This window comes from Gammaproteobacteria bacterium (assembly GCA_016200485.1).
Classification (GTDB): Bacteria; Pseudomonadota; Gammaproteobacteria; order Tenderiales; family Tenderiaceae; genus JACQEP01.
Genome location: JACQEP010000014.1, coordinates 60,346 through 78,647 on the forward strand (window position 1 = coordinate 60,346; position 18,302 = coordinate 78,647).

Here is an 18,302-nt window from a genome sequence, read left to right on the forward strand (position 1 = left end):
ATAATGATGGCTCGTATCTGCACCCTGATTTTTCTCGCCTGTTTCATAGGTACCCCCGCGCTTGCGGGCACATTCAAGATTGCAACCCTGGCGCCAGATGGTACCCGCTGGATGAAGGAGATGAAACAAGGCGCAGATGAAATCGAGCAACGCACCGCAGGGCGCGTCAAATTTCGTTTTTATCCGGGCGGCGTCATGGGTAATGACAAGGCTGTATTGCGTAAAATTCGCATCGGACAATTACATGGCGGCGCAATTACCGGCGGCGGCCTTTCCGAAATTTATCCCGATGGCCAGGTTTACAGTATTCCCCTCGCCTTCCGTTCTTATGAGGAAGTCGATTATGTGCGCCAGAAAATGGATCAAAAATTGATCGAGGGCGTGCGCCAGGCCGGATTTGTCAGCTTTGGTTTTAGTGAAGGTGGCTTTGCCTATCTCATGTCCAATAGCCCAATCACCAAGGCCGCCGACTTGCGTGGGCATAAGGTCTGGTCACCCGAAAATGATGATCTGAGTCGCGCTGCATTCGAAGCCACAAACGTGGCGCCGATTACCCTGCCACTCAGCGATGTATTAACTGGCCTGCAAACGGGGCTCATTGATACCATCGGCAGCTCGGCCATGGGGGCCATCGCCTTGCAGTGGCACACCAAGATCAAGCACATAACGGATATTCCCCTGGTATATCTCTATGGCACGATGATCATCGAGCGCAAGGAAATGGAAAAACTGAGCCCTCAAGATCAGCAAGTGGTTCAGGAAGTCATGACGCGTGTCTTCAAACAACTGGACAAACTCAATCGCGACGATAACGAGTCCGCCCGTGTTGTGCTTAAGAAACAGGGCATCACCTTCACTGTTCCCACCGATACTGATCAGCAAACCTGGCGTGGCGCCGTGAGCACCTCGATTGAAGGTATGATCAAGAAAGGTATCTTCAGCCAGGCGATTGTCACTGAATTTCACAAACAGCTACAGGATTTTCGTGCCAAATCTCATTAATCAGGGCCTAATGAGCCGTTTGCTCCAGATCCTGATCTGGAGCGAAAATGCGCTGATGGCATTGTTGTTGACGGCCATGATTCTAATTGCTGCGAGCCAAATTATACTCCGCAATTTTTTTGATTATGGTATTGCCTGGAGCGATCCTTTGCTGCGCATCATGATGCTGTGGCTCGGTCTTTTTGGCGCCATGCTGGCCTCACGTGAACATAACCATATCAGCATCGATGTCTTATCACGCTTTTTACCCAAAGCTGGACAGCGCATCGCCTCATTGATAACACATCTGTTCAGCAGCTTTATATGCGGAATTATTAGTTATTATTCATGGCAGTTCGTGATGTCCGAAAAAGCCGCGGATATTATCGCCTTTGAAACTATCCCCGCCTGGCTATGCGAAATCATCATTCCCATCAGCTTCGGTGTTATGAGCCTGCGTTTCACTGGTCGTTGCCTGATTGACTTGACAGGCCATGATATTTTTCCAGTGTCCTCATCGACCAATGATTCGGCATAACCCAATATGAGTTTCTTTGTCACTGGGTTGATTGTGCTTGCCTTGCTCGGCACCCCGCTATTCGTAGTCATTGCCGCGTCAGCATTGCTTGGATTCTATCAATCCGAGATTGATCTTTCGGTGGTTGCGATCGAGATATATCGCCTGGCGGAAATGCCAGTGCTAATTGCAATCCCACTCTTCACGTTTGCCGGTTATTTATTGAGCGAAAGCGGCGCGCCTGGTCGCCTGGTAAAACTGACCCAGGCTTTTCTTGGTTGGATGCCCGGTGGCCTTGCCTTTGTCGCACTGGTGGCCTGTGCATTATTCACCGCCTTTACCGGCGCCTCCGGCGTCACTATCATTGCTCTCGGCGCCCTGTTGTATCCCGCGTTGCTCAAAGCCGGATACAAAGAAAACTTCAGCCTTGGTTTAATTACCACTTCTGGAAGTCTGGGCGTTTTATTCGCACCCTCGCTGCCACTTATACTCTATGGCATTGTCGCACAACAAATGGGGATCGGCGAGTCGTTCACCATTGATGAACTTTTTCTCGCCGGCTTACTTCCGGGAATATTAATGATCCTGATGCTGGGCGCCTGGAGTTTATGGCAGGGACGCAGCCTGCCCACGCATTTGGCTACCTGGAATGAAGTAAAGGAAACGGTAAGAGAAGCGATCTGGGAAATCCCACTCCCCTTCATCGTCCTCGGCGGAATATACAGCGGCTACTTCGCGGTATCAGAAGCCGCAGCCGTCACTGCGCTCTATGTCCTGATTGTGGAATGTTTGATCTACCGCGAGATCGGCATCCGCCAGCTACCTAAAATCATGCGCGATTCAATGATCCTGGTCGGTGCGGTACTGGTGATTCTCGGCGCATCACTCGCTTCGACCAACTACATCATCGACGCCGAAGTGCCAACCAAGCTCTTTGATACCATTAAGCACTATATCCATAACCCTTTGACCTTCCTGCTGGTGCTGAACATATTTTTGCTGGTACTCGGCACCCTGCTGGATATTTTCTCCGCAATCGTCATCATGGTCCCACTGTTATTGCCGGTGGCCATTGGCTATGGGATTGATCCAGTCCATCTCGGCATTATCTTCCTGGCCAACATGCAGATTGGCTATTTCACACCACCGGTGGGCATGAATCTGTTCATTGCCAGTTATCGCTTTAATAAACCAATCTTGCAGCTTTGCCGGGCCACATTGCCATTTTTTGCAATATTGCTGACGGCCGTTCTGATCATCACCTATTGGCCAGCGCTGTCACTGACATTACCTGGCCGCTTGTAAACGCGCACTAAATCCAGCTAATTATTAGCGTCGGGTTTCGGTACTATCACACGCTGCTCATACGCGAAGGTATTTCGATAAAAATCCTCAATCGAATCCTTAACAATCTGCCGCCGAAAGGCACCGTCGATCCTGATCCAACGCTCAGCTAGCGCGTCAGGCACACCAGCCTCAGCCAAAGATTCACGCAGCAACTCAGTACGCAGATCAAACAGATCATCGGTGATATACATCTGCCGATGTGCCATCAGCGGCTCCTTACCCATGTATTGATCCGGGCCACCCATTTTTATAGCCATAAAATAGGTCTGCCGATTTTCTATGGCCACCTGATCATGGCCAATGAAAAATTGGCCGATCCAAGGATGAGCATAGATCTTGTCATAAAAGATTTTATGCACCTTCCGCAAGGTGGGAAACCCACCTACCGCCTCGAACAAACTCTGCTTCATTGTGTTACCTCATTAGACACTCGATACAGCCATCCTCGCCGGATCGCCCATTTTTCAATCTCCACCGCCACCAGTACCGTCATCGAGATCGCCACGCAAAACGCTAATTCCTCCACACTCAGAGGTTGGGTATTGAACACACCGTTCAGCCAGGGGACGTACACCACCGCCATATGCAATGCCAACGTCAACAACACTGCACCCAACAGCATTCGATTAGTGGCAATCCCCATCGTAAAAATAGATTCCCGTTCCGAGCGGATTACCATCACATGCACCAGTTGCGTCAGCGTCAAGATGGTAAACACCATGGTCTGCCAGTGCGCATCACCTTGTGCGATAGCATAGGCCTGCGTCATCACACTCAGACCGCCGATCAACAACCCCACCCAGATAATGTGCTGCCACATACCACCGGCAAAAATACTTTCACTCGGTGGACGGGGTGGCCGCCGCATAATGCCGCGTTCTTCCGGCTCCGCCGCTAACGCCAGCCCCGGTAAACCATCGGTGACGAGATTGATCCATAAAATCTGGATGGGTGTTAACGGAATAGGCATCCCGAGCATCGGTGCCAACATCAGCGTCCAGATCTCACCGGAATTGGTCGTCATGCCATAGCGGATAAATTTGCGAATATTGTCAAAGATGCGTCGTCCTTCGCGCACGGCGGTGACAATGGTGGCGAAATTATCATCGAGCAACACCATGTCCGCCGCTTCACGCGCCACATCAGTACCCTTCTTGCCCATCGCCACACCAATATCCGCGCGTTTTAACGCCGGTGCATCATTCACACCATCACCGGTCATGGCAACGAATTCACCTCGCGCTTGCAACGCGCTGACGATATTGATCTTCTGCTCCGGCGAAACACGGGCAAAGACGCGAACATGCGCTAGCCTGCGATCGAACTCGGCATCATCCATCCGTTCAAGCTCAACGCCGGTAATCACCTCGTCATGCGCTCCCATCAATCCCAAGCGCTGCGCAATCACCCGCGCCGTGGCCGGATGATCGCCGGTAATCATCACCGGCGTAATGCCCGCCGTACGGCAATCTTCAATAGCAGCAGGCACCTCAGCGCGTGGAGGATCAATCAAGGCCACCAGCCCAAGGAATGATAAATCCGTTTCAATATGCTCCGGCGTCAGCGTCGGCACCTGTGGCATGCTGCGGCAGGCATACGCCAGTACGCGATAGCCTTCCGCTGCCAGCGCATCTGCCTGCGCCAAAATCGCCCGACGATCAAATTCCAGCCCCATCGCCGCCGTGCAGTAGGCCAACACCTGTTCCGGCGCACCCTTCACATAGGCAATATACTGGTCAGCAGCGCGATGAATCGTCGACATCCGCTTGCGAGTGGCGTCAAAAGGTAATTCACAGCAGCGTGGAAACTGTTTTTCCAACTCAAGCTTCGCATATCCCGCCTGCGTCGCCGCCGCTAACAAGGCCACTTCCGTTGGATCGCCGATCCATAGCTCGCGATCACCAGCACGCACATCATTATTCAACGCCATCGCCTGCGCCAAATGCCGCCAGGCATCGCTCGCGGCCTCAGCAGGCAACAGTTTCGTACTTCGTATTCCTGCGCATACCACCACCTCAGCGTGCATCTTGTTTTGCGTCAGCGTGCCCGTTTTATCGGCACAGATGAACGTCACCGAACCCAAAGTCTCCACCGCCGGCAAATGACGGATCAATGCCTGCTCACGGCTCATTCTGCGCGCACCTATGGCCAGCGTCATTGTTATCACTGCCGGTAACGCCTCCGGAATCGCCGCTACCGCCAGACTCACCGCAGTGAGGAACATTAGCATCGCCGGTTCACCGCGCAGCAAACCACCGACGAACAAAATGGCGCAAATCGCCAACACCGCCAACGCCAAGCGCTTGCCGAACCGCGCCAAGCGCTTTTGCAAGGGTGTTTGACCGGAGTCGGCGTCTTCCAGCAGCAACGCAATCTTGCCCAACTCGGTCGCGAGGCCTGTCGCCACCACCACCCCACGGCCACGACCATGCGTGATCACCGTCCCCTTAAAGGCCATGTTGATGCGATCACCCAAGGGCAAATCAGGCTTGTCCAAGCTCTCTGTGATCTTATCTATGGCCCGCGATTCGCCCGTCAGTGCCGCCTCATCCGCCTGCAAGCGTGCCGATTCCAGCAAGCGCAAATCCGCAGGCACTACATCGCCCGCCTCGATCAGCACCATATCACCGGGCACCAGATCTGCCGCCGCCACCGCCAACACCTGCCCCTCACGCACCACCCGCGCCTGAAAACCTGCCAGCGCCTTCAACGCCGCCATCGCCTGCGCCGCTCGATATTCCTGCACCGTGCCGATCAACGCGTTCAGCAGCACAATAATCACAATCACCAGGCTATCGATCAGATCACCGAGCAAGCCAGACACGACCGCCGCCACCAGCAGTACAATGATCATGAAATCGGTGAATTGACTGCCGAACATCTGTGCCAAGGAATTACGCCGCCCCTTAGGCAATGCGTTTGGGCCCGTTTGGGCCAAACGAATAGCGGATTCGGCTGCCGATAAGCCCGAGTTATCGACAGCTAATGTCGACAATACCTGTGTAGCCGCCAAGGTATGCCAGAGTGAAGTTTGGGAAATATTTTGAGCCATGACTTCCACCTGCCTAATGATTTAAGCATAGGGAAACTCAAGGAAAAACACAAAGAATGAAGCAGGAAAAACCGTTAGCGTGACGTGCAGGATGGGGAAAATGCCATGTACTGCATCTTACGCTGGACTTCGCACAAAAACCATATGGCTATTGATGAACCATCAATCTCGCACCAACAATAGCGTATTTTTCGCTCCACTTGTATTTGGCCATAGATGGCTATAATTAGACTTGAACAGGGGCTATCCAAAGCAACGCCCAGCCATTTCTCTCTCAAACCATCCATGTATCCAAGGGGGCAGACCATGACCAGGATACTCGTACTTTATTACAGCATGTATGGCCATATCGAGGCGATGGCCGAGGCGGAAGCTGAAGGCGCGCGCAGCGTGGCGGGTGTAGAGGCTATCATCAAACGCGTCCCGGAAATCATTACTGAAGACAATGCACGCGCCCTTGGCGTTAAACTGGATCAGAAAGCGCCCATCGCCACCACAGATGAACTCGGCGAGTACGATGGCATACTCTTCGGCACGCCTACTCGCTTTGGCAATATGGCGGCGCAAATGCGCAATTTTCTCGATCAAACGGGAAAACTGTGGATCAACGGCACCCTCATCGGCAAAACTGCCGGGGTATTTACAAGCACTGCCACACAGCATGGCGGCCAGGAAACCACCATCACCTCTTTTCACTCGACCTTGTTGCATCAGGGTATGGTCATCGTAGGCGTGCCCTATTCCTGCAAGGAACTCATGACCATGAATGAAGTTTCTGGCGGCTCGCCTTACGGTGCCAGCACTCTTGCCGGTAACGATGGCAAACGCATGCCCAGCACAAACGAATTAGCGATTGCCCGTTTTCAAGGAAGACACGTGGCGGAAATTACCAAACGCCTCGCGGCTCACTAGCATTAGCGATCATTTATGGCCACCAAAGACGTCATCGCCTACTTCACCATGGAAATGGGCCTGGAAGAGTCCATCCCCACCTATGCTGGCGGTCTCGGCGTCCTCGCTGGCGACACCGTGCGCGCCGCAGCGGATATAGAAATCTCCATGGTGGCGATGACGCTGTTGCATCGCAAGGGATATTTCCAACAACATCTGGATGCCACGGGCATGCAACGCGAAGAACCTGTCATCTGGCCTGTCGCAGATCTGCTGCAACGTGTAAATGCCGAGTGTACGGTTGAAATCGAAGGCCGGATCGTACAGCTACAAACCTGGAAATATGAGGTCAAAGGCATCAATGGTTTTTCTGTTCCAGTCTATTTTCTCGATGCCTCACATGAGAAAAATGCCGAGCAAGATCGCGTGCTCACAGATTATCTTTATGGCGGCGATGAGCGTTATCGGTTATGCCAGGAAATTATTCTAGGTATCGGCGGTGTAAGAATGCTGCGCGCCCTGGGTTATCACGATATTAAGCGCTACCACATGAATGAGGGGCATGCCGCTCTGCTCACCTTAGAGCTTGCCTACGAACTGGCGCATCAGGCATGGAACCTGGCTTATGAACCTATCCAACAAATCGTCACTCAAGAACTAGTGCAATTGATTAAGCCAAAATGTGTGTTCACCACCCATACACCCGTGCCCGCGGGGCATGACAAATTTCATTTGGACTTGGTACATAGTGTGCTCACCGGCTATCACGGCGCGTTCGCTGAGCGAGAAAAGGAATTCTGTCCCGAATGTGTACTCGATATGACGGCGCTCGCCCTCGACCACAGCCACTATATCAATGGTGTGGCCAAACGCCACAGCAAAGTCACGCGCCAAATGTTTTCGGAATATATAATTGATTCCATTACCAATGGCGTACACGCCGCCACATGGACATCACCATCCATGGCTGATATTTTTGACCACCGCATCCCCGGCTGGCGCGAAGACCACTCCAGTCTGCGTTATGCCCTTAACATTCCCAAGAACGAGATATGGCAGGCGCATCGATCCTCCAAACGTGCCATGATCGACCAGCTCAACAAACTTACCGGAAGTCATTTCGATCCCGATGTCTTCACCTTGGGTTTTGCCAGGCGCGCGGCCGTTTATAAACGCGCTGATCTACTATTCTCGGACATAACACGGCTTGAGGAACTCAGCATAAACGTAAGTCCGATACAAATCATCTATGCGGGCAAAGCCCATCCGCGTGATCAAACAGCCAAAGAGCTAATTCAGAACCTCGTACAAATGGGCAAATCCATATCAGGAAGGATCGAATTTATCTATCTGGAAAATTATGGCATCAATATAGCCAAATCGCTGACGGCCGGTGTCGATCTTTGGCTCAATACCCCTCAACCACCACTCGAAGCCTCCGGCACGAGCGGCATGAAGGCGGCGCTTAATGGCGTACCCTCGTTAAGTATTTTGGATGGCTGGTGGATTGAAGGCTGCATCGAAGGCGTCACAGGCTGGGCGATCGGCAAGGACGATGGAGCACTCAGCGGGCGCAGCCATCCTGCGGAAGATGCCCGTTCACTCTACAACAAACTGGAAATGATTATCCTGCCCATGTTCTACCATGAGCAGGATCACTATGCCGATATTATGCGCAATGCCATCGCTCTCAACGGTTCCTTCTTCAACACCGAACGCATGCTGAATCAATATATCGCCAAGGCGTATTTCAAATAGGGAACCTCTGATTAATTCGATCAAGCAGCGGATTAACAGCTTCTTGAAAAAGTGATTTTAGTCCCTTCTCCCTCTGGGAGAAGGTTAGGATGAGGGGGTGTAATCAAGCAGTTGCAATGCATTGATCCTCTCACCCCACCCCTCTCCCTCAGGGAGAGGGTGTTTTTCAACAAGCTGTTAACAGAGGTTCCATAGATTTTTCAACGGCTGGACAGTGCCTTATAGGCCCCTGCGGACGATAACCCAAACATAGCGTGGCTGAGCATCGTAATCCAATCGCGTGTCTCGGCAAACCACGGAAAAAGACTCGTGAACCCATACATATTGACCACAAACAACGATAGGCCGTAAATAATCCCTATCAGAAGTGAAATCATTAGGCTGAACCGTGAGATAAATCCAGCCAAAGCCACACTGTACAAAATAGAAATTGAAAAGTGGATCAGCGTCGCAACGAACATCAGGGTTCCATCAAATGTCATGGGCGGTGATAAGACGCTACGCCCTAAAATAATCGCCGCCGTGAGTCGCACATCACGGTACAAGATCTCCGGCAACACATCCCAGAACGCCCACCACAGCATAATTTGCGCCACGCTGGCAATGATTGCCGCAGCAATCCCAGCGTAAATCGCCTCACGCCAGTGCATTGATGCCGCCGGAATGGTTAATCATGTGCCTGGCTCACCAGCCGGGCGTTCAACAGACGCGCCAACCCCTTACCACCTTGGCGCATCACATAATCATGATTCCATTTAAATAAAGGCCATGCGAACGGCGCAATAAGATTCATCCAGCGCCGATTGGTGCGCACATGCCACTCATAGCGCACGATTGTCATCACGCCATCATTAAAGAAATACCAGCGTCCGATACCCTCCACCTCGCCGCTGGCATATCCTTCGAGAATCATCAGCGGCACTGCGCGCGTAACTCGCAAGTCAAAGGTCAACCGGTAAGGTAACCAGCCTTTCCAGGTAAAACGTCGCAAACTGCCGACCCCATCCGTACCCCCTGACTCAAATATCTCGACCTTCTCCACCGCCTTCCACCAATTCGGCCAGTGCCGGCAATGAGAGATGGCGTCGCATACCTGCACCAAAGGTGCTTCGATCCGCCAAACAGTAACAAATTTAAATTCAGCCATCGTCCGATTACTGACTGAAAAAATCGACGGGGAATTCAGGATCAATCTTCAATCCTTCCATCTCGACCGTCTCAATCGGCTGACCGCGCGCATCTTGACTTAATACCTTGAGCGGAAATCCCGTCGTCTGATCCAACCATAGCTGATAACGCGCAACGGTACCGACAGTAAACCCCTGATCACCCTCAACCGAAATGTGCAGTGAATCTTGTCCATTTATAGCTTCCACTGCAACAAGATCGGTTCGCCCACGGTCCTGCAACAGCTTAACATTTTGATATAAAACGCCAACGTCAGAACGGTCGACTCGCTGTCCCGCTGAGCTTTGAATCAGACTATTGTCCGGGCTAATAGTAAACCCGGGGAAACTCCGGTAACCGAACGGCCATAGTTTCGCCTGCTTGGAAATCGGGCTATAAACCAACACCGCCCCACTGAACGGCGTTACAAACTCCATTCGGACATAGCCGGGTTTCTTGAAATAATATCGTATGATTTCAGTTTTGCCGCGGCTGATTGATCTCAGCGTGACCTGATAGGCTATAGTGTTGCGATAAATATCGATTGCAGCATCAATCGGATTCGCGGTGTCAGCGACGGTATCATTGATTAACAGAGCCACGGTCAATACCGTCCATGGATACATCTATGGAACAACCTCAAGCACACCCTTCATGCCCTTTTGCTCATGGCTTTTAAAAAAAAGAAGCTTATTACGGCAATAAAAGGTGTATTTCCCGACCGCCGCAGGCGTAAACGCAATTGTCTTCGCCTCCGTGCTCAAAGATTCATCAATCATGATCTCCGATTCCGGTATCTTCAACACGAACGTATGAGGCACGATTCCAGATTCACGTTTTACGACCAATTCAACCGGTACGTTCGCTTTTACGATAATGTGATCAGGCTTGAAAAAATAACTACCGCCAAGGATCTCAACCCGTTGTTTGCCATCCTGATCAATTACCGCCCGAATAGCTTCCTGTGCCGATTTCTCCTCGGCAAGAACAGGCAGCACGAGAACTATTGATACCGCGCCCCCCCACAATACTGAGCCAATCTTCATGGAAATAAACCCCCTCCTGAATACATAATATTTCGATACACCTGCATTTAATATTAGCAGCAGATTGAATGACTACGAGGTGGCTGGCGGTAATTAATGAACTAAACTGAATATAGTTGCGGCAATATTTCAGAGTGTTTATGCGAGGGTCTCTCAGTAGCAAATTGATACGGGGCTTCATCGCTCTGCTTTGGGTAGCGAACCCAGGGTTCGCGGCGGCGGAACCGATGCCCTTGCCCCTTTATGCCTATGTATCCAACCTTTACAATGGCACCGTGTCGATCTTCGCAATCGATGCCGCGGGCCTGTTGCGCGCGCGCGCCACGCTGCCCACCGGTCGTTCGCCGCGCGGCGCGGTAAGCGCCGGAAATGTACTGTACGTCATCGATATCGAGAGCCATAACCTCACCGCCTATACTATCGACTCCACCACCGGACAACCCATCACAGGCAGTGCACCCATCGCCACAGGTCTTAGCCCGGAGGCCGTCACCATCGACCCGCTGGGACGTTATGTGTACGTCGCGAACGCCGATTCTGGCGACATCTCGGTTTATCTCATTGGGGAAAAACACGGCGGACTCAAACCACTTGGGCGCTACGCCGCCGGCGCCTATCCCACGGGCCTCGTCGTCGATCCTTGCGGACTTCACCTCTATGTCGCCAATTACCTCGCCGACACTGTCACCGTTTATGCGATACAGCGCTACAGCGGCGCACTCCACACCATCGGCACCACGACCACCGGCAACAACCCAGCCGCCATCGCGATAGATCCAGCAGGCCGGTTTCTCTATGTCGCTGACGGCATCGGCAGCACACTTTCATCCTACCGCATTGATATGGCGAGTGGCGCTCTCACACCCACCGGAAATATCTCTGCTCCCAGCTATCCCTACGCCATCGCCATCGATCCGCTGGGTCGACATCTTTATACCGCCAACTTCGGCTCCGACGATGTCGCGGTTTATGCCGTCCAGCCCGCGAACGGCATGTTGATACGCACCGGCAGTGTCCCCGCCGGTATCGGCCCCTTCTCCATCGCGATGCACCCGACCGGCCGTTACGTCTATGTCGCGAACGTACGATCAAGCAGCATCAATAGTTATAGCGTCGACCCGATCAATGGCAGGCTCACACCACTGCAAACCGTGCAAGCCGAGCCCGGCAGCGCTGCCATCACACTCAGCACGCCCGGCACATCCGGCACGCCACAGCCGTTGCATTGCAGGCAGTAAATTATTTTTCACGTGGTAACTGCCAGCCGATTCATATATCAACCAATTTTCATAGTTGTGGCCATTGCCACTTGACACCATGGCCATCACATTGACAAACGATAAAAGACAGCTATGTTTCCTCAATAGACTCTCTCATCGGTTATCTCTGTAATTCATTCTAAAAAGGAGGCTCCCATGAATACCATCAGTCGTGCTATCGCAGGCTGCTTTGTAGCTCTCTTGATTGTCATTCCACAAAACGTCACTTTTGCTGCCGATGGTTCGATTACAATTCTCGAGCCGAAGGAAGGTACAGATCTCGCGAGCGGCTCAGGTAACAAACTTAAATACGACGTCAAACTCAGCCCCTCGGGCAGCCACTTGCATGTCTACGTCGATGACCAGCCACCCATCATCGTTCGTGAGGTGAAGATGTGCCCATGCAGCGTCGAATTACCCAAGCTAAGTGCGGGCAAACACAAGATTATCATCAAAGAAGCAACCTCCGGCCATTCCCTCACAGGCGTAGAGAGTTCAGTAACCGTTTCCGTCAAGTGAACCCGGTTGATGCCCAGAATCTAATTTATTCACTGAATCAAGTTATTCATAATTTCGGTGCGGTCACTGTGATAGGTATCGCCACCTATGGCCTGATCCGGCAGCGATCGGGAAAGGAGGCAGAGCCACCACGCCCCCTGCTGCTGACACTGACCATTGCCTGGGTTGTGCAAGGTGCAAGTGGCACCACGTTTGGGATCACAAGCCTGTATTTCAACGGTGAATTGCCCGACATCCATGGTGTCGCAATAACAGCACTCATCATCAAGATGGCCTGCGTCAGCATCGGAGTGACTTTGGCCTTCTTCTGTCTCCGGCGTAGCGCCAGTACGGTACAGCAGGTGCCGCGCATGACATGGCCCATATCGTTGACCTTAGGGGCAACTGCCTTAAGCGCAGCCGCCTTCTTGCGATGGTTTTCCTAACCCGCCGCACATACATAATTTTTCAACCACACTTCCCTTTCTCATCATTCTCAGCTTCAATATAAATAATATTAGGATGACAAGGAGGTCACCATGTTTCACGGCAAAGTATCCCCAGAAATCGCCACCGGGCTGACAGCGCTGCGAGAGCGCATTGCAGCGGCTAACATTCCTTCCTCCAAACTCGACCAAACCCTCAACCTCGCCACCTGGAACATCCGCGCCTTTGGCGAAAGTCGCCGCTCCGAGGCCGCCATTCATTACATTGCGGAAATTTTGGGGCAGTTTGATGTGATCAGCCTTGTTGAATTGCGCGATGACCTGCATGATCTGTCCGCGGTGATGAAAATATTGGGCCCTTACTGGCGCGCTGTATATTCAGACATGATTCCCGACCCGGGTGGCAATCGGGAGCGTATCGCCTTTATCTATGATAAACGCGCCGCGACCTTCACCGGCCTTGCCGCCGCCGTCAATCCGCCGCGCAAAAAGAGCGGTACTGAATACGTACCGCAATTCAACTGGTGGCGGGTGCCGTACATGGCCTCTTTCAGTGCCGGTAATTTCGACTTCATCATGGTCACTGCGCACATCCAATGGGGTACGCGTGAAGGCCGGCAAAAGGAACTGGAACAATTTGCTACCTGGGTTGAGCTCAAGAGCCAGCAGACGAATCTTGAAGATAAAGACATCATCGTCACCGGTGATTTCAATATCGAAAACAACAAAATGATGGACACCCTCCTCACCAAAGGCCTAAAAATGCCGGACAGTCTGAAAAAGAAAACCTTCGGCACCACCCTCGGCAATGACAAGCGCTACGATCAAATCCTCCATCTGCCGCGTTACCCCGAGAGTTTCATGAACAAGGCCGGGATTCTGGATTTCTATCAAGGCAGCGTCGCCCCCTTATTCCCAGGCATGTCGCAGACCGACTTTACCTTCCAACTGTCCGATCATTTCCCTCTCTGGGTTCAGATCAATACCGACAATGATGACTTTCAGCTGGAGCAGATCATTCGGCCGGGCCACTAAAGCGAGAATCTGTCATCATGGCTCAACATTCGTACGCCACCTGATACACCAACAACCACCCTCACCAATCCGGCCCACCCTCGTGCGCTGCTGAGTGAGTCACACGAGTGATATCAGAACCGTCTTTAACGATGATCGTATACAGCTCATGGGGACCTTCGCGGTCGGTTGGATAAACTAAGCGATCACCCAAAGGCGACCATGCCGGTCGGCTGAACACTTGACCGATCGCGCCCACCGGGAAGGTTAGCTGTTTCTTATGGTGACCATCGGTGTCCATCAACCAGATCTGAGTACCGCCAGTCCCGAAATTGAGATAAGCAATCTTGCTCGGCACACTGAGAGCTTCAATGGGCGACCATGTCGGGAAGCGGGCCGGCCACCCACTGTCTCCGGTTAGATTGATTTTGTTACTTCCATCATTGGCAGTCATGACATAGATATCATTCCCTATGCCACCAATGCTGCGCTCATAGGTAATCTTGTCAGCATTCGGCGACCATGTCGGCCACTGTGCGTCGCTCCCCTCACCGGTAAGAGTCGTGAGTGTGTTAGAAGAAATATTCAATACGTAGATGCGCCAATTACCCTCACGGTTGCTGGCGAAGGCCAACTTAGTACCGTCCGGCGACCAAGTGGGACTGGCATCGTTTGCCGGATGATTACTAATATTTTGTTGGTTACTGCCGTCCGAGTTCATGAGGTAAATGTCCGAGTTATTACCCGCAGTACGCTGAAAGGCGACTTTTTTTCTGTCCGGTGACCATACCGGGAAGGTATCTTCCATCTGTGCCGGCGGAGTTGTAAGACGCTTGGGATTGTTACCACTGGCGTCGATGGTATAGATACTGTTGGGGCCGGGCTCATCACTGTGGAAGACGATAGTGCTCAGTGAAGGCTCATTGTCACCATTACTGGCAATGATGGAGGCCACTCCGAATGTGACAACCAACATCAAAGCGACGCTATGGATCATCTTATTTGTAATCAGTGACAGCCCATTCATAACGTTCTCCTTTACTGCGCAATAATTGAATGGCCAAAATAGCCAGACCAGCGGCGGCGAATATTGCGGTCACATCAAGCGCGTCATAGGTGCCACGCATAAAATAGCGTGCGGTCTGATCAAAAATCGGCACTTGCTCGAACCACGCCGGCAGTGCGTCCGCGAACATGACCCTTAACGCCGGATGCTGGCCCAACTCGAACAGTAATTCAACGCCAATCCACATCCAGGCAATCGCAATGACCTTAGATAAACGCCGACAGCCGATGATACCCACGCTAATAAGCACAAATGAAAAGGTATGAAGAAAACTGGGCAATGCATCCCACACCGGTACGCTTGGATGACCCGAGAAAATCGGCGCAAAGAGATCAGACAAGAAGAAAATATGAGGTGAGCTTCGGGTCAAAGCATAGAATAAACAATCCATTGTGAACACAGCGAAGCCAAGGCATACGAGATAGCAGTCATGCTGCACAAGGTGTTTTTTGCAACGGGCATCCATGCCAAAACCTCTCTCTTATGGAGATCGGTGTGCTGTTTAGGAGTTAAATCTTACCCAGCATCCTGCCAGAGCGGTTGAGTCCATTTCCCCAACCTTTACATTAAAAGCATATGCAATGAATGCTCTTATCTCAAGCTGTAATTGACAATTTGTTATTCCGCCAGATCGACGTGTACTGTGAAGATTTCTGAAATTCCAGGATACAGACAATGCCAGGCCGATTCCTACGCCTGATCATCCGCGTTCTTTAGCCGTTTTTGGAAATTTTTAACATTGCGCCTAATAGAGCAATCGGACATGAAGCCATATTGACTAAATACCAGGGGCTTCTATGAACCATCCGCCAACAGCAAAGTTTCAAGGCATTGCTCTTTAATGCCATAGAAGTCTTTTAGCGCCTGGATTTGCGTCAGCACTTTTTCCTGCTTAATCGGGTTAGCACGTTTCACCGCCAGAATCATCTTGTTCTTGCTGGTGTGTTCCAGCGAAACAAACTCGAACACCTGAGTTTCATACCCGTAAGCCTCGAGCAGCAGCGCCCGCAGGCTATCGGTCACCATCTCCGCTTCCTGGCCAAGATGCACGCCATACTGCAACATCGGCTGCAAAACCTCTGGATTACGCATCTGTGGCCGCAGTTGCTTGTGACAACACGGCGCACACATAATGATCGCCGCCTCGGAGCGAATCCCCATGTGAATCGCATGATCTGTCGCAATATCGCAGGCATGCAAGGCAATCATCACATCGAGAGACTCCGGTGTATAACTCCGCACATCCCCCTGCCGAAAATGCAAACCCGCAAGCTGCAATCGCTCCGCCGCCTTGTTGCACAATTGTACTAAATCATCACGCAACTCAACCCCGGTCACCTGCGCCGGCAAACCTAGCGTGTTGTGCAGAAAATCGTGAATGGCAAACGTTAAATAGCCCTTGCCGGAGCCAAAATCCACCACCTGCACCGCTTTGGCCGCAGACAAGTGCGAAGCCTCAAACGCACGCCGAAAGACCTCGATGAACTTATTAATCTGCTTCCACTTGCGTGACATCGCGGGGATCAGCTGATGCTGTGTATTGGTAACCCCCAAATCCACCAGAAACGGTCGATTCAGATCAACAAAACGCTGTTTTTCACGATCATGTTCCTGCGATGGTGCAGCAGCGCCATGGCTCACCTTGTGGCTAAACACACTGGCCTTTCCCTTTTTGCTAAACGCAAGCTGATGCTCTAGCGTCAACGTCAGCAGATGCGCATTTTTAAATGAGGCCCCCAACAACTCAGCTGTCATCTCAATCGCTACCGCAGTTGGATAATTTTTGGTGATATCCCGGTTTTTATAGCGGTAGACAAACGAAAGCTGCGGCTGATCCTTAATCATCACCTGGCGCACCACAATCCGCTCCAGGTCCTGCTCCTCACCACAATATTTTCCCAATACCAGCTTAACGAAGGCGTTTTGTTCGAGACTACTCCGCAGCAGATCAAGAAACTGCGCGCTAGAGTCTGCGGTGGGCTTATGAGACATAGGAGTCAAAGAATTTTCGTGGGGGAGTGAATGCGAACAAAAAAAGCCAAAATTGCGCCTTTTTTTCTGTCCTTAAACCGACAGATGCCTATTCCTGGTCTTCTGCCTTAGCCTTATTATCCGATTTCTTATCGTCTATTTTTTTATCTTCCGCTTTCTTTACCCGGATCGTGCTGCCAGCGACTACCTTGCCGTTAAGCGCCTTGATCGCTGCCTTCGCCTCATGCGCGCGCGGCAAATTGGCAAAGCCAAAGCCCTTCGATGTTCCCGTGACCGCATCCATTACTAAATCACAGGACTGCACCAAGCCAAAGGGTTTAAACAATTCCAACAGCTCTTCTTCTGTCGTTTCCCGGGATAAATTACGAATAATGATTTTCATGTTAACTCCTAGTGAATAATTGGATTTTTAATACTTCGCATTACTGCGCTCTCAATTTCGCACCTGCGCCAGCCAGATCACGTGCCGCGAACCCTTGGTCCCACGCGCCCTCACCCCCACCTCCTCCACTTCAAAACCCGCCTTAAGCAGTTGGCCAGTGAAGGCTTTAACGCGGGTGGCCGACCACACAGCCAAGACACCGCCAGCGCGCAAGGCCGCATAGGCTGCGGATAAGCCATCACTGCCATAGAGCCAGTCGTTATTATCATGAGTCAAGCCTTCAGGACCGTTATCAACGTCCAGCAGGATCGCGTCATAAGCGTGTGGTTGTGCCTTGATTATCTGCGCCACATCGCCCTCGCGCACAGTGACCCGCGGGTCCAACAGTGGATGCCCGGCAAGCTCGCCCAGGGGGCCTCGATTCCAGGTCACCACCTCTGGCACCAGTTCCGCCACCGTCACCTGACCATCAGCCCCCAATTGTCGCAGGGACGCCGCCAGGGTGAAGCCCATGCCCAAGCCGCCGATCAGCACGTGCGGCCGGTCACGCCCCGCCAGCCGCGAACAGGAGAGTTCGGCCAACGCCTCCTCAGAACCGTGGCAGCGACTGTTCATCAGCTCACCGCCGCCACCATCAAGCCTGATGGAAAATTCGGTATCCCGCTGATGGAGCGACAGCTTCTTGCCATCAACCGCCACCCGCGCCTCACCCAGCAACACCCAAGGAATCATCGCCACCTCAACAGAAAAACTACCAAACCACCGCACGCAACAAGCCGCGCATAATGGCATATGCTACCTCAAAATGGGCCGCATCCTCCCGCCCGGATCGCCATCGCCGATGGCGCTAAACGGGATATTGTTCAAATAATGCGGCAAATCCCAA

Annotated in this window: 20 protein-coding genes; 9 read left to right on the top strand and 11 right to left on the bottom strand. The window is 52.1% G+C overall.

Annotated features, from left to right (window positions below; translation table 11 throughout):
* Window positions 1-6 precede the first annotated feature (6 nt).
* The 3 genes from dctP to HY272_09070 are packed head-to-tail and all read left to right on the top strand — an operon-like array spanning window position 7 to window position 2,803.
* Window positions 7-1,002 (top strand): TRAP transporter substrate-binding protein DctP, encoded by a 996-nt coding sequence (dctP, locus tag HY272_09060; GenBank protein MBI3772832.1) that lies wholly within the window; start codon window positions 7-9, stop codon window positions 1,000-1,002.
* Between the two features lie 10 nt (window positions 1,003-1,012).
* The gene (locus tag HY272_09065; protein MBI3772833.1) at window positions 1,013-1,519 is read left to right on the top strand and encodes a TRAP transporter small permease; all 507 of its coding nucleotides are present in this window, start codon (window positions 1,013-1,015) and stop codon (window positions 1,517-1,519) included.
* Between the two features lie 6 nt (window positions 1,520-1,525).
* Window positions 1,526-2,803, top strand: coding sequence for a TRAP transporter large permease (locus HY272_09070; GenBank protein MBI3772834.1), 1,278 nt, complete (start codon window positions 1,526-1,528; stop codon window positions 2,801-2,803).
* A 17-nt stretch (window positions 2,804-2,820) separates the two neighbouring features.
* On the opposite strand, the gene HY272_09075 is transcribed toward HY272_09070, so the two are convergent.
* Window positions 2,821-3,255: a group 1 truncated hemoglobin gene (locus tag HY272_09075; GenBank protein ID MBI3772835.1), complete on the bottom strand. Its 435-nt coding sequence runs from the start codon at window positions 3,253-3,255 to the stop codon at window positions 2,821-2,823.
* Window positions 3,252-5,897: a cation-translocating P-type ATPase gene (locus HY272_09080; GenBank protein MBI3772836.1), complete on the bottom strand. Its 2,646-nt coding sequence runs from the start codon at window positions 5,895-5,897 to the stop codon at window positions 3,252-3,254. The genes HY272_09075 and HY272_09080 overlap by 4 nt, the downstream gene beginning before the upstream one ends.
* 306 nt (window positions 5,898-6,203) lie before the next feature.
* Here HY272_09080 and wrbA point away from each other — a divergent pair, with 306 nt between their 5' ends.
* The gene (gene wrbA / locus HY272_09085; protein ID MBI3772837.1) at window positions 6,204-6,809 is read left to right on the top strand and encodes an NAD(P)H:quinone oxidoreductase; all 606 of its coding nucleotides are present in this window, start codon (window positions 6,204-6,206) and stop codon (window positions 6,807-6,809) included.
* A gap of 48 nt (window positions 6,810-6,857) precedes the next feature.
* Window positions 6,858-8,546: an alpha-glucan family phosphorylase gene (glgP, locus tag HY272_09090; GenBank protein ID MBI3772838.1), complete on the top strand. Its 1,689-nt coding sequence runs from the start codon at window positions 6,858-6,860 to the stop codon at window positions 8,544-8,546.
* 200 nt (window positions 8,547-8,746) lie between these two features.
* Here the strand turns inward: glgP and HY272_09095 are convergent, their stop codons facing one another.
* Genes HY272_09095 through HY272_09110 form a run of 4 tightly spaced genes read right to left on the bottom strand, consistent with a single transcriptional unit; the run spans window position 8,747 to window position 10,759 of the window.
* Window positions 8,747-9,196 (bottom strand): sodium:proline symporter, encoded by a 450-nt coding sequence (locus HY272_09095; protein ID MBI3772839.1) that lies wholly within the window; start codon window positions 9,194-9,196, stop codon window positions 8,747-8,749.
* A 17-nt stretch (window positions 9,197-9,213) separates the two neighbouring features.
* Window positions 9,214-9,693 carry an SRPBCC family protein gene (locus HY272_09100; protein ID MBI3772840.1) on the bottom strand — a complete coding sequence of 160 codons (480 nt, stop codon included), beginning with the start codon at window positions 9,691-9,693 and terminating at the stop codon, window positions 9,214-9,216.
* 7 nt (window positions 9,694-9,700) lie between these two features.
* Window positions 9,701-10,339 carry a DUF1571 domain-containing protein gene (locus HY272_09105; protein MBI3772841.1) on the bottom strand — a complete coding sequence of 213 codons (639 nt, stop codon included), beginning with the start codon at window positions 10,337-10,339 and terminating at the stop codon, window positions 9,701-9,703.
* Entirely contained in the window at window positions 10,340-10,759 is a 420-nt protein-coding gene (locus HY272_09110; protein MBI3772842.1) for a cupredoxin domain-containing protein, read from the bottom strand.
* Window positions 10,760-10,986: 227 nt separating this feature from the next.
* On the opposite strand from HY272_09110, the gene HY272_09115 reads away from it, so the two are divergent.
* The 4 genes from HY272_09115 to HY272_09130 all read left to right on the top strand — a co-directional run bounded on the left by HY272_09115 (window position 10,987) and on the right by HY272_09130 (window position 13,997).
* Complete coding sequence (locus tag HY272_09115) at window positions 10,987-11,997, top strand: beta-propeller fold lactonase family protein (protein ID MBI3772843.1); 1,011 nt, start codon at window positions 10,987-10,989, stop codon at window positions 11,995-11,997.
* A gap of 177 nt (window positions 11,998-12,174) precedes the next feature.
* Window positions 12,175-12,537, top strand: coding sequence for a hypothetical protein (locus HY272_09120; GenBank protein MBI3772844.1), 363 nt, complete (start codon window positions 12,175-12,177; stop codon window positions 12,535-12,537).
* 68 nt (window positions 12,538-12,605) lie between these two features.
* Window positions 12,606-12,962, top strand: coding sequence for a hypothetical protein (locus tag HY272_09125; GenBank protein ID MBI3772845.1), 357 nt, complete (start codon window positions 12,606-12,608; stop codon window positions 12,960-12,962).
* Between the two features lie 93 nt (window positions 12,963-13,055).
* Complete coding sequence (locus HY272_09130; GenBank protein MBI3772846.1) at window positions 13,056-13,997, top strand: endonuclease/exonuclease/phosphatase family protein; 942 nt, start codon at window positions 13,056-13,058, stop codon at window positions 13,995-13,997.
* A gap of 61 nt (window positions 13,998-14,058) precedes the next feature.
* Here the strand turns inward: HY272_09130 and HY272_09135 are convergent, their stop codons facing one another.
* From HY272_09135 to HY272_09155, 5 genes are all read right to left on the bottom strand, one after another.
* Window positions 14,059-15,003, bottom strand: a complete 945-nt coding sequence (locus HY272_09135; protein ID MBI3772847.1) for a PD40 domain-containing protein — start codon at window positions 15,001-15,003, stop codon at window positions 14,059-14,061.
* The gene (locus tag HY272_09140; protein ID MBI3772848.1) at window positions 14,975-15,508 is read right to left on the bottom strand and encodes a hypothetical protein; all 534 of its coding nucleotides are present in this window, start codon (window positions 15,506-15,508) and stop codon (window positions 14,975-14,977) included. The genes HY272_09135 and HY272_09140 overlap by 29 nt, the downstream gene beginning before the upstream one ends.
* Before the next feature lie 329 nt (window positions 15,509-15,837).
* Window positions 15,838-17,034 carry an SAM-dependent methyltransferase gene (locus tag HY272_09145; GenBank protein ID MBI3772849.1) on the bottom strand — a complete coding sequence of 399 codons (1,197 nt, stop codon included), beginning with the start codon at window positions 17,032-17,034 and terminating at the stop codon, window positions 15,838-15,840.
* An 88-nt stretch (window positions 17,035-17,122) separates the two neighbouring features.
* Window positions 17,123-17,416, bottom strand: a complete 294-nt coding sequence (locus tag HY272_09150) for an RNA-binding protein (GenBank protein MBI3772850.1) — start codon at window positions 17,414-17,416, stop codon at window positions 17,123-17,125.
* A 51-nt stretch (window positions 17,417-17,467) separates the two neighbouring features.
* Entirely contained in the window at window positions 17,468-18,148 is a 681-nt protein-coding gene (locus HY272_09155; protein MBI3772851.1) for a hypothetical protein, read from the bottom strand.
* Between the last annotated feature and the right edge of the window lie 154 nt (window positions 18,149-18,302).